11 protein-coding genes and 1 tRNA gene are annotated in these 12,371 nt (G+C 49.1%); 2 read left to right on the top strand and 10 right to left on the bottom strand.

Annotation, left to right across the window (positions count from 1 at the left end; translation table 11 throughout):
- The 7 genes from AC1DF0_RS22310 to AC1DF0_RS22280 all read right to left on the bottom strand — a co-directional run bounded on the left by AC1DF0_RS22310 (position 1) and on the right by AC1DF0_RS22280 (position 8,507).
- On the bottom strand, positions 1-1,578 hold the full coding sequence (locus AC1DF0_RS22310) for a spore germination protein (RefSeq protein WP_477575356.1): 1,578 nt from the start codon (positions 1,576-1,578) through the stop codon (positions 1-3).
- A complete protein-coding gene (locus tag AC1DF0_RS22305; RefSeq protein ID WP_477575355.1) occupies positions 1,562-2,677 on the bottom strand; it encodes a GerAB/ArcD/ProY family transporter in 1,116 nt (371 codons plus the stop codon). Before AC1DF0_RS22305 ends, AC1DF0_RS22310 begins: the two co-directional genes overlap by 17 nt.
- A 207-nt stretch (positions 2,678-2,884) precedes the next feature.
- On the bottom strand, positions 2,885-3,994 hold the full coding sequence (ispG, locus tag AC1DF0_RS22300; protein ID WP_442051015.1) for a flavodoxin-dependent (E)-4-hydroxy-3-methylbut-2-enyl-diphosphate synthase: 1,110 nt from the start codon (positions 3,992-3,994) through the stop codon (positions 2,885-2,887).
- A gap of 131 nt (positions 3,995-4,125) precedes the next feature.
- On the bottom strand, positions 4,126-5,382 hold the full coding sequence (gene clpX, locus AC1DF0_RS22295) for an ATP-dependent protease ATP-binding subunit ClpX (RefSeq protein WP_337099564.1): 1,257 nt from the start codon (positions 5,380-5,382) through the stop codon (positions 4,126-4,128).
- A 24-nt stretch (positions 5,383-5,406) separates the two neighbouring features.
- Positions 5,407-5,994, bottom strand: a complete 588-nt coding sequence (clpP, locus tag AC1DF0_RS22290; RefSeq protein ID WP_337099565.1) for an ATP-dependent Clp endopeptidase proteolytic subunit ClpP — start codon at positions 5,992-5,994, stop codon at positions 5,407-5,409.
- 229 nt (positions 5,995-6,223) lie between these two features.
- Positions 6,224-7,513 carry a trigger factor gene (gene tig / locus AC1DF0_RS22285; protein ID WP_477575354.1) on the bottom strand — a complete coding sequence of 430 codons (1,290 nt, stop codon included), beginning with the start codon at positions 7,511-7,513 and terminating at the stop codon, positions 6,224-6,226.
- Between the two features lie 88 nt (positions 7,514-7,601).
- On the bottom strand, positions 7,602-8,507 hold the full coding sequence (locus tag AC1DF0_RS22280) for a hypothetical protein (RefSeq protein ID WP_475819781.1): 906 nt from the start codon (positions 8,505-8,507) through the stop codon (positions 7,602-7,604).
- A gap of 238 nt (positions 8,508-8,745) precedes the next feature.
- Here AC1DF0_RS22280 and AC1DF0_RS22275 point away from each other — a divergent pair.
- Positions 8,746-8,822 (top strand) — tRNA-Arg (locus AC1DF0_RS22275).
- Between the two features lie 59 nt (positions 8,823-8,881).
- Here AC1DF0_RS22275 and AC1DF0_RS22270 read toward each other — a convergent pair.
- Positions 8,882-9,055, bottom strand: a complete 174-nt coding sequence (locus AC1DF0_RS22270; RefSeq protein ID WP_337099568.1) for an aspartyl-phosphate phosphatase Spo0E family protein — start codon at positions 9,053-9,055, stop codon at positions 8,882-8,884.
- A gap of 522 nt (positions 9,056-9,577) precedes the next feature.
- On the bottom strand, positions 9,578-10,186 hold the full coding sequence (locus AC1DF0_RS22265) for a P-loop nucleotide/nucleoside kinase family protein (RefSeq protein ID WP_477575353.1): 609 nt from the start codon (positions 10,184-10,186) through the stop codon (positions 9,578-9,580).
- A gap of 134 nt (positions 10,187-10,320) precedes the next feature.
- On the opposite strand from AC1DF0_RS22265, the gene AC1DF0_RS22260 reads away from it, so the two are divergent.
- Positions 10,321-11,844 carry a methyl-accepting chemotaxis protein gene (locus tag AC1DF0_RS22260; RefSeq protein WP_477575352.1) on the top strand — a complete coding sequence of 508 codons (1,524 nt, stop codon included), beginning with the start codon at positions 10,321-10,323 and terminating at the stop codon, positions 11,842-11,844.
- A gap of 88 nt (positions 11,845-11,932) precedes the next feature.
- On the opposite strand, the gene AC1DF0_RS22255 is transcribed toward AC1DF0_RS22260, so the two are convergent.
- Positions 11,933-12,304 carry a hypothetical protein gene (locus tag AC1DF0_RS22255; RefSeq protein ID WP_442050953.1) on the bottom strand — a complete coding sequence of 124 codons (372 nt, stop codon included), beginning with the start codon at positions 12,302-12,304 and terminating at the stop codon, positions 11,933-11,935.
- Positions 12,305-12,371 lie beyond the last annotated feature (67 nt).

The following is a 12,371-nucleotide window of genomic DNA, read 5'->3' as shown; positions in this document are numbered from 1 at the left end:
TCACTCTTCCTCCTTCTCCGATGTTCCTGAAGTTCCTGGCGGCTCTGATTCATGCTGTTTCTGAGGTTGGCCTTGTCTTCTGCTCGGTTCTTTGCCGAACATTGCAGGCCGCGTATTCATCGCCCACCACGGCACCCTTATGAACACATCCTTTAAGTTGCTCTTCACGAGCGGCGAGAGCGGCGTCAGATACGGAACGCCGAATGACCGTAATCCCGACAAATGCGTCAACAGGACCATCAGTCCGGCCATAATTCCAAATACGCCGAAGGAGCCCGCCAAGATCATCATTGCGAACCGTATAAGCCTGGCCGAGGTACCCATATTGACCGCGGGAATAACGAAACTGGCAATGGCTGTAAACGATACGACGATAACCATGGCCGCTGAGATCAAGCCTGCCTGTACGGCTGCTTGTCCGATAACGAGCGCACCGACAATCGATATCGCGGGTCCAATAATGCGCGGCATCCGAACCCCCGCTTCGCGCAATATTTCGAACGTCAGCTCCATGAGCAGCGCCTCGATGATCGCCGGGAATGGAACGCCCTCCCGCTGCGCGGCGACGCTGATCAGCAGCGGAGTCGGAAGCATTTCTTGATGAAACGTCGTAATGGCGATATACAGCGATGGCAGCAGCATAGAAACAATGAACGAAACGAAACGAATGATCCTAAGGAAAGTCGCTATATCATAGCTTTGGTAATAATCCTCGCTTGATTGAAAGAACTTAACGAACGTTACGGGAGCAAGCAAGGCGAAGGGCGTTCCGTCGACAATAATGGCTACCTGTCCTTCCAACAAACCGGCAGCGATCGCATCGGGCCGCTCGGAGTTTTGGACAATGGGAAACGGCGAATATTTTCTCTCTTGAATGAACTCTTCGATATAGCCGCTCTCCAGAATGCTGTCGGTATCGATTGCGTCCAATCGGCGATGAATCTCTGTCACCACCTTTTCCTCAGAAATTCCTTTCATATAAGCAATTGCAATCGTTGTCCGTGTCTCACGACCGATTATTTTGTACTCGATTCGCAGGTTAGACGATTTGATTCTCGTGCGCAGAAGAGAGATGTTCGTCGAGATGCTCTCGGTGAAGCCTTCTTTCGGCCCTCTGACAACGGTTTGTGTACTAGGTTCCTCCACGCCACGCCGCTCTCCGCCGCTCGTATCTACCGCAATGGCTCGATCATAACCGTCAAGCAAAACGACTGTATACCCTTCCAGCATGGCGACGTCGATATCGTCCAGCGTCTCCAGCTTGCGAATGCTTCCTACAGCCAGCGTGCGGTAGATGAGCGCTTGAAAGGGATCACCCTCTCTTGCCAATGCGCCTTGCTCTCTAGGCTCCGACAGCATGCTGTCTATAAGCAGGTTGACGCTTGTCTTATCCGATATGCCCGCAATTGACATAACAGCAGCTTCGCTCGACTCGAATAGATGCATACGCCGTATTAAAATATCCGGCCCCGTACCGAGTGTCTCTTGCGCGTAACGAATAGTAGCCTCGATATCGCTAGATAGCCGCTTCACTTGCTCTGTATCTTGAGAGCTTGTTTCGTTACTCCGTTTCTTCATGATTATGCACCTTTTCATTCCATCTTTTTTTGACGAGCACAACAATCAGTAGCAACAGTGGAAAAGCAATCTGGAAAATAGGAAAATGGTATTTCACGTTAAGGTTGAAGCCAAACGACACCTGTTCCATGTAGCTTTTGAATATGAAGCACGACCCCAAATAAATCGCTGCGCCTACGATCAGCACCGCATACGCCTTTGAAAGCTTAGTCATATAACGTACGGCAAGCACCGCGCCCATATAATAAGCAGTCAGCTTGAAAAAAACACCCGTGAACAATAGCAACGCTACGAAAGGATCGATGCGCTCCAATATTTTGGCGATTTGTATGAACGTCGTCATTTGCATGAACGGTATCGTGATAACCGGAGCCAGCTTGCCAAGCCCAGCCCATATAAGCAGATTCGTTGTCATAATGAATAAACCTGAGAACAGATAACATTTGATCGTAATGCTTACCATGTGATGGCCTTCTTGTTCGGCATATTTCCAGAACATCAGAAACAAAATCAATTCTCCGAAAGGAAATGAAATAAGCCCAGGGAACGCAGCTTTGAGAATCGGCTTCAACCCTTTGTCCAGAACCGGAAGCAAGTTGTCGAACTGAAGCAGATCCGCATAGGCGATAACGAGAAACAGGATGACGTAGATCGCAATAATGAGCGGCAATATAAACTCAGCCATGCGAAAAAAAACGCCAACCCCGCTCATGACGGTATAAGCAGCCATCGCACAAATAATAAGCATGAGGACACTAATCGGGGTGTTCGGCAAAAGCAGCATCGACGTCAAATCTCCGAACTCTCTGACGTTTCTTATGGATTTGTAGCAGAAATAGAAGACATATCCCAACGACAACAGGAAACCGATATATTTGCCAAAATGATCGTTAATGATTTCGATAAGGTTGCTATTCGGCGCATGACGGAAAATCATAAGGTTAACGCCCCAGAGCAGGGCAAGTCCGCCCAGCATACCGACGAAGACGGCCAGCCATGCATCATTGCCCGCATCGCTTGCAAGCAAGAACAACGATGAGCTGCCGATTAGAAACAAAACGATCATCGATCCTAACTGATTCAGACTAATTCGCTCCAACCCGCTCCCACCTTTTGCGTTTGTCGTAGCTGCAATCCTTAATTTGCCACCAATCATGGAAATTATTCGCATCCAAGAGCATATGTGTACTTACTGCGTGCTTTCGAAGTGACGTCAAAATAAAAAGAGGCCAACCAGAGCATTCTGGCTGACCTCATAAATAAAGGGCCTACCCGACGAATAGAGTCGGCATAGGCCCAATAACATTTAAGCGTGCGTATGATGTTTGCGGCCCGGGATCTCGCCGGTCGCTTCGAATACACGTACGATTTCGTCGATTTCCTTCTTGAGCTCGTTCAGCAGTTCTGCCTCCGGTACTTTACGGATCATTTCCCCGTAACGGAACAGCATCCCTTCGCCGCGAGCGCCGGCAATGCCTATGTCCGCTTCACGAGCTTCCCCTGGGCCGTTAACCGCGCAGCCGAGCACCGAAACCTTGATCGGCACCTTGATCTTCGAGATATAGTCCTCGACCTCATTCGCGATCGAGAATAAGTCGATATCAAGACGGCCGCAGGTTGGACAAGAGACCAGCGTCGCTGCGTTCGTAATCAAACCGAAGGTCTTGAGCAGCTCGCGAGCGACCTTAACCTCTTCAACCGGATCTGCGCTTAGGCTGATCCGAACTGTATTGCCGATGCCAAGCGCCAGCAATGCGCCGATGCCTGCCGAGCTCTTGATCGTACCCGTGTGCAGGGTGCCCGCCTCGGTAATGCCAAGATGCAGCGGATATTTGATCTTCTCTGCTGCCATCGAGTAAGCCGCTATCGCCATCGGTACGTCGGACGCCTTAAGCGACACGATAATATCATGGAAATCGAGCTCTTCAAGAATGCCGATATGGAACAAAGCGCTCTCGACCATCGCTTCCGGCGTTGGATAACCATACTTCTCTAGCAGATGGTTCTCCAGCGAGCCGGCGTTGACGCCGATCCGGATCGGAATGCCCTTCTCCTTGCACGCTTTAACAACCGCCTCAACCTTCTCGCGGCGGCCGATATTGCCTGGGTTAATACGCACCTTGTCGACGCCGTTCTCGATCGCCGCAAGCGCCAAGCGGTAATCGAAGTGAATGTCAGCAACTAGCGGAATATGGATGCGTTTCTTAATCTCCTTAATCGCATCCGCCGCTTCCTTGTTATTGACGGTTACCCGGACAACCTGGCAGCCAGCCTCCTCGAGACGCAGTATTTCAGCTACAGTCGCTTCCACATCGGCGGTCTTCGTCGTACACATGCTTTGAATGATGACTTCATTGCTGCCGCCGATCGTCAGATCGCCGACCTTCACCGCTACCGTATCTTGACGTTTGTACATATTACCAATCTCTCCCATGAACGTCAAAGTCCACCCCGCAAGCTTATGGCGAAAAAAGCCGCAGCTAGCAAGGTGGAAACAATGACGGTAATCTCGCTCTATATCATACGTTTGTTATTTGAAAAGGTAGCTTACGCGCTCTCTTCCTTTTTCTTGCCCTTCTTCGCCGTCAACTCAGGCATCATCTTTTCCTGCACGGATTGCTCCGTAATCAGGCAGTTCTGCACATCGTCACGGGAAGGAACCTCATACATCACTTCCAGCATGATGCCCTCGATGATCGCACGCAGGCCGCGCGCGCCGGTATTACGCTTAATCGCTTCCTTCGCGATCGCATCAAGCGCAGCCGGTTCGAAGTCGAGCTTCACATTATCCATCTCAAGCAGCTTCTGGTACTGCTTCACGAGCGCGTTCTTCGGTTCGGACAGAATCCGAACGAGTGCCGGCTCATCAAGCGGCTCCAAAGTAGAGATAACCGGCAGACGTCCTACAAACTCAGGGATTAGCCCGAATTTGAGCAAGTCTTCAGGCAATACCATCGATAGGTATTCGCCCGGTTTCAAGTCCTTTGTCAATTCGCCAGTGGAGTTGAAGCCGATAACCTTCTTGCCGATACGGCGTTTGATCAATTGCTCCAGGCCGTCGAACGCGCCGCCGCAAATGAACAAAATGTTCGTCGTATCGATCTGAATGAACTCTTGATGCGGATGCTTGCGTCCGCCTTGCGGCGGAACGGATGCAACCGTACCTTCTAGAATCTTCAGCAATGCTTGCTGTACGCCTTCACCGGATACGTCGCGCGTAATGGACGGATTCTCCGATTTGCGGGCTACTTTATCAATTTCGTCGATATAAATAATACCGCGTTCCGCTTTCTCAACATCATAGTCGGCGGCTTGAATAAGCTTGAGCAAAATGTTCTCTACGTCCTCGCCTACATAACCAGCTTCCGTAAGCGAAGTCGCATCCGCAATCGCGAACGGAACATTCAGAATTTTCGCCATTGTTTGAGCCAATAGCGTCTTACCCGAGCCTGTAGGGCCTAGAAGCAAAATATTACTCTTCTGAAGCTCGACATCCTCGATCTTGCTGCCGGAGTTGATCCGCTTGTAGTGGTTGTAAACCGCAACGGACAACGATTTCTTAGCGAACTCTTGACCGATAACATACGAATCAAGAATAGCGCGAATGTCTTTCGGCTTCGGAATATCCTTCAGATCAAGCTCTTCTTCGTTACCGAGCTCTTCTTCTACGATTTCCGTGCATAGCTCGATGCACTCATCACATATATATACGCCGGGACCGGCTACCAGCTTGCGCACTTGATCCTGCGACTTGCCGCAGAAAGAACATTTCAACTGGCCTTTTTCGTCGTTGAATTTGAACATGGAATCACCCCTTCAATTAAATCGTTACACTACAGGCGAAGTAATGACTTTGTCGATCAGACCGTAAGCGAGTGCGTCTTCCGCGCTCATAAAGTTGTCGCGGTCGGTATCGCGGTCGATCTTGTCATAAGGTTGACCCGTACGTTCAACGTAAATATTGTTAAGCTTCTGCTTTGTCTTCAAGATCCAGTCCGCGTGAATCTTAATATCGGACGCTTGACCACGAACGCCGCCAAGCGGCTGGTGAATCATGACTTCCGCATTGGGAAGCGCGAAGCGCTTGCCCTTCGCTCCCGCAGTCAGGAGAAGCGAACCCATACTTGCTGCCATGCCCATGCAGATCGTGGACACTTCAGGCTTAATATATTGCATCGTATCGAAAATACCCATACCAGCGGTTACAGATCCGCCAGGAGAGTTAATGTACAGATGGATGTCTTTCTCCGGATCGTCGGCCGCCAGGAACAGCAGTTGTGCAATAACGGAGTTTGCAACGTCATCATCAATTGCGCTCCCAAGGAAAATGATGCGGTCCTTCAGCAAGCGGGAGTAAATATCGTAAGAACGCTCCCCGCGGTTTGTTTGTTCGACTACGACAGGTACCAGATTCATGCGACCAACCTCTTTTCGTTTATGGCTTTAAGTACTTCCTTATTGTAACACGTCATCGTAGTGATGTCATTTTTCCAATAATACAGTATACGATGTCGGCCGTTCGATATGTACGGAGATTAGCCTCCGAGTCAAGCACATTTTCATATGTAGGGTCAAAATAAGGCACGTATATTACGCGCCTTATTCTGAGGGTGTTGCTTATGTTGTTGTAGATTGATTATGCGTATTAAACCGTTTTGCTGTTATCAAGCAAGAATTTGATCGTTTTGCGAAGCAATACGTCCTCTTGCAGGTTCGCAATGTTGCCGTTGCGAGTGAAGATGTCGCGCAGCTCTTCTGCTGGGCGGTTGTACGATTTGGATAACGTCTCAAGCTCAGCCGTCAGATCTTCTTCGCTTACGGAGAAGCCTTCAGCTTTCGCGATTGCGTCAAGCACCAAGTTGTTGCGAACGCGTTTCTCGGCGTCGGAACGCATTTGCTCGCGAAGCACGGATTCGTTCTGGCCAGAGAACTGGTAGTACAGATCCATGTTCATGCCTTGCATTTGAAGACGGTTCTCGAAGTCTTTGATCATGTAGTCCGTCTCGGTTACGATCATCGCTTCAGGGATTTCAACTTCGGCAGCCGCAGTAGCTTTGTCAACGACAGCAACTTCGCGGGCTTGCTCAGCTTCTTTCTCTTTGCGCTCTTTCAGCTTGCTGGACAAGTCTGCTTTGTACTCGTCAAGCGTGTCGAACTCGCTAACGTCCTTCGCGAACTCATCATCCAAAGCCGGAAGCGACTTGCGCTTGATTTCGTGCAGTTTAACAGCGAATACCGCTGCTTTGCCTGCAAGGTTCTCAGCATGGTAGTCTTCAGGGAACGTTACGGTAACGTCCTTGAAATCGCCAAGCTGCATGCCGACTACTTGATCCTCGAAGCCAGGGATGAACGAGTTCGATCCGAGCTCAAGGGAATAACGTTCTGCTTTGCCGCCTTCGAATGGAACGCCGTCAACGGAACCGTCAAAGTCGATAACCGTGATGTCGCCGTTCTGAGTAGCGCCTTCTTCTACAACCGACAATTCAGCGTGGCGTTGTTGCAGACGCTCAAGCTCGGCCGCAATCTCTTCTTCTGTTACTTCAGCCGCTGCTGCTTCAACTTCAAGGCCTTTGTATTCGCCAAGCGTTACTTCTGGCTTAACGATTACTTTCGCTTTGAATTTGAACGATTGGCCTTTGGCGAATTGCTCAACATCGATCTCCGGACGGTCAACCGGCTGAAGATTGTTCTCGTTCACTGCTGCTGTGTAAGCGTCAGGAAGAAGGATGTCGATTGCATCCTGGTACAGGCTCTCCACGCCAAAGCGGGATTCGAAGATACCGCGAGGTACTTTGCCTTTACGGAATCCAGGTACATTCACTTTACTTACGACTTTCTTAAACGCTTGATCCAGCGCTGTTGCGACTTGCTCCGCTTCAACCTCAACATCGATAGACACGATGTTCTTGTCTATTTTTTCCMAAGTTGCTTTCATTTTATGCCTTCCCCTCCAAAATTGCACGTACTTCGCTTATTTTCACGTTCCATAAACCATTCCATTATAAACAAGATGGACGAGCTTTTCAAGGCTGAGGTTCATCTGGCTCTGACGGCTGCAATACCGCAACCTGCCTAAGCGCTCTGCAAGCTTGCTCATATTGAAATCTTAACGATTCGGTAATGCCGTATGTATCGCGTATATCATCGTCGTTCGCCGATCCGTATACGGTCAGCAATAGCGTAAGATGTAGCGCCGCAGCAAAGCAATCGACGGTTCCTTCATCTTCTCTAAGCATCCATTTGTAAGCCGCCGTCCCATACAAGAACTGCAGACTTTCCTTCCAAAGCTCTTTGGCAAAATGAGGCAGCGTCGGATCATCGACTTCGGCCACCTGTTCAGCCCGCTCCAAAATTTGGTTGATTTGACTCGGAAAGTCGTCCAAAGAGAGCGGCGTTTCGTCGAGCTCCAGCTGAACTTGCTCATCGAGCCTTTCAATTGTCAAAGAGCCTTGAGCACCGCGCTTTCGCAAGCATTGCAGCGCTTTGAATTGCACGACTGGATGAACCGGCTTCGTTACGAGCCAATTCACAATCGTCGCGTCCACCTGTTCGCTTTGTATGTATGCCGCTCTTTCAAGCGCAAGCATCTGCTGATCAATCATAGGATGATTCTGCATAATGTACATCACTTGATTAATGTATGTCTCATCCTGCTCAGGCGGGTTCAGCAGCTCCGCGCGAATCGTATCCTCGCTCGGCTCCTTCTCGGGCATCGCGAGCACATAGCCTGTACCGTCGTCTCCGCCTCCTCCTTCAGGAAAAGCCATATCGAGCCATGTGAGAAGACTGTTCCACTCCTCATAGTGGCGTTCGTCCTCCCCTTGGCATTGCAGCAGGAAACGCAATAGCTCCTTAGCCTCCCCGTACTGCTCCGATTCCAGCATTCGGGTAAGATGAATTTGATAATGATCCAGCATGCTAGGGAACAAATATACGTTATCCTTGTTGTCGCCTTGTGGGTCAATGGGAGTTGTAATGCTAACACCGCCTTCGTATACGCCATCTCATGCTTCTCGCAAGCTTGCGTAAGATTATACCACGGTCTGAGGAAAGAAAAAAACAAAAGCTGCTAGAAGACCGCTCGGCAGGTGCAACCAACTATTTTTTCGACAAAATCCAAAAAATGACTTGCAATACTAAAAACGTTCATGTTATATTATTACTCGTGTCCCAGTAGCTCAGCTGGATAGAGCAACGCCCTTCTAAGGCGTCGGTCGGGAGTTCGAATCTCTTCTGGGACGCCATTATATGTACGCAATCGAAGCCTAACCGCTGTAAGCGGTGGGGCTTTTTTTATATGCTGCTAAATCTGCCATGTCCCTGCGCTATTGCTGTAGTAGTTAAGCGCCTCATCCAGCTCTTGGCTTGCCTTAACCACTTGCGATGATGTCAACGATCCTGACTGCATATAGAGTTCGACCATCCGTTTGCGAAGGCTTTCGATTCGGGCTTTGGCATCCGTTCTTTGCATGTACATATGAACACTACCTCCTACCTCATTATGAATTGGTTATGAATAGGTTATACGTTTGCCGTCTCAAGCTTCGATACCAATTGCTGCATGCGAAGACTTGTCGGGCACTCTCTGCACGGCGCCGGTACCTGGTCTCCCTTTAAAGAATTGAATCGATGTTCGCATCGGTCACAGGATTCAAGCTCTTTGCCGATTAGTATTCGAATATGCCGTTTCTCTTGTCGGTCCACAGCTGTCGTTTGCCTGGATGTGATTACCTCTACAATCATCGATCTTTTCTTAGGAATGACCCTGACCTCCTTTATCGGTTAAGCCGACTGAAATGGCGAACTTCTATATTCACCATACTAAATGAGAGTTGTTAGAAAAATTCCATGGAAGTTATTTGAAAAGTGATAAATTAGACGGCTTATCGGATAAAGTTTTTGAAAAGTGTTAGATCGGGACATTTGCAGCATATTCTCAGTCACAAATAAAGACCATTATCCTAGTTAAGGATATGGTCTCTCTGAATTTGCTGCTATGCTATACCGAAAGCGATGCCTGACTTTCTGTCACGAACTGGAAGAGAAGCTCCGACTTCTCCTCGGTCAGCTCGCCGCTATTGTCGAAGACGAGGATGGATGAGGCCGGAATATTCCAATTAATCTGCGGCACGAAGTCGACTCTTTTCTCGAAGTCGCCCCAGTTGTCGAGCTTCCACTGGTCGCGTACGGTCTGTCTGCCGATAATCCGTTTTTTTTGCATCGCGATGTCAGACAAAGTAACGACGACGACTTTCACGTCAACGGATTGTTTGGTGCGGCCGGCCGCTTGAAGGACGTCCTCGATCCATTGTTCATTTCTGAGCTCAGCTGTAAAAGGAGAAATCATGAACACATTTTGGCCTGCGGCAAGGTTCTCGATGCATACATCCTTAGCCGTGTCGTACTCAAGGTCACGCAAATTGCGTTTATAGTAATCGGAATCCCGATCATTCTTATCCAAACCGTTCATTTCGAGGATTGCCTCCACGAATCTTCCGCCAATCGTGTCGCGATCCAGGAATGCTGCCGGAATTCGAGATGATAGCTTCCTTGCTACCGTTGTTTTGCCTGTGCCTGCTACGCCTACAAAGAAGATTAATTTTTGCAAAAAAATGTGCCTCCACTACTTTTTTGATGCATTATATCATCTTTTCATAGGTTTTCATAGAATAGTCCTTGCTCGTTTCGCGCATAAGGATGGTATGATTAACCTATTACTAACAACCGAGGTGATTCAACACCATGAACCAAAAAAATAAACTGATATTGCAAATGAGCCTTTCCGCAGCCTCTCTCGCCGCTATCATCCATCTGCTTACACGCTCCTTCCAAGTCGCGATAGCCGGTCATCATATGAACGGCCATGAACCTTCAATGCCGGAAACGAACGATTGGGTTATGAATCTTCTAGCCTTTCTCCCCTTTGCGGCGTGGATCATCGCTATCCTGCTTTATCGCCGCGATCGGAATCATGTTCAAATTCCACTCCTTAATGCACTATCGTTAACGTTGTCCAGCTTCTCTGTCATTGCAGGGGCAGGCGGAGCGGTAGAGTTCCATTTTTCTATATTCATGGTCATTGCCATAGTCGCTTATTATGAGCGAATAAGCCTTATTGTTGTGATGACTGTATTATTCGCCGTACAGCACGTCGCCGGGCTTTATTTATTTCCAACCTACGTATTCGGAACGAAAGATTATACAATCGGCATGGTTGCGATTCATGCTGTTTTCCTGTTGCTTACCTCCTTGGCCACGATTCTTCAAATTGCGAATAAGTTGATGGTTATGAAGGGCGTTGACGAACAGAACCAAGAAAGCAAACAGCTCTTCGAGACGATTGTTGGGCAGTTAACGGAGACCTCCAAACAGCTGAGGGAAGTGACAGCAGGACTTGTCGACAAAAGCGGCCATACGGCGGAATCGATCAACGGCATCGCCGCGGCTGTCAATCAGCTGACAAGCGGGCTGGCGTCCCAGACAGCAGACTCCCGTCGCAGTATGAACGATATGAATCAAATGTCGGACGAGATGAACGGCATGAACGGCGCGTTCCAAAGCGTGGCGCATAACGCTAAACTATCCCGCCATACCGCGGATGAGGGCAGCCGGCATATCGAGCATACGATTGAGCAAATGGACGATGTAACCCGCGCTCTTGATTCCATGAGCAGCAGCGTGATTGCGCTTAGCGGGAAATCGGATCAAATTGGAGCGTTCGTCGACATCATATCCGCGATGGCCGAGCAGACGAAGCTGCTCGCGCTGAATGCTTCTATTGAAGCAGCTAGAGCGGGGGAGCAAGGCAAAGGATTTGCAGTCGTTGCAGGGGAAATTCGTAAACTGTCTAATCTGTCTGGTGAGTCTGCCTATTCGATCAAAGAAGTTCTTGAGGGCGTTCAGCATTCCGTTCGCGAATGTGCGGAATGGACAGAAGCCTGCGTTGCACGAACGCGGACTATGATAGACAGCATTGGCCAGACCAACTCCTCATTCAAGCATATTGTGAATCAGATTCATATCGTCGAAGAGCAAGTCCTTCAAGCGGCTGCTTCCTCGGCTCAAGTTGCCGCCGGCACACGTCTTGTCTCCCTTACGATGGACGAGATGGCGCAATTCTCGGTCGACTCCCTGGAGGAAACGAAGGTCATCGGCCGCTTGACGGAGAAGCAGGTCGAGTTGACGGATCATCTTGCGGACACTTGCGCCAGATTGCTGCTCTTATCCGAACGAATCGATCAGCTTATAAGCAAGATTGGGCAATAGCATCAGACTTCATTAGGCGAAACAAAGGGCTTACCTCATCCTATCTGTCACTGACCGTGACAGATAGCGAGGTAAGCCCTTCTTCTCATTACCATAAATGCATCGATTCAATATGATTCTTCGTTGTATCCGTTCCGCAATCATACAATTGCTTATACACCTGCTTCAGCCAATAATCATAATCCGAATTGTTCTGCTCGTCGCTATCCGCTTGATAAGGATTGGCAGCCATAGTCCTTACTCCTCCGTTGTCCGCTGCGGCAAGCTCCTTGAACAGCTCGTGAAGCTTTCCAATCTCCTCATCGTTCGCTTGTATGACAAGTTCGTAGGCCGCCGCTTCCGGATCGGCTAATATTTGGCCCGCTTGAACGGACACATAATATGTCGTTCGCTCTTCTTCATTGCTTTCCTCATTCCACATCCTACCCAGCCTCGCTTCCTTCATGCTTACCTTGCACAAGCTGTATCAGCCTCCTCTAGCTTCCCCCTATGGACAGACATTTTATGCCTATTTTCAGCATATAACT

The organism is Paenibacillus sp. 05T425 (genome assembly GCF_056396205.1).
Note: the sequence above shows the minus strand (reverse complement) of the source record. Positions and strands in the feature narration are given on the sequence as shown.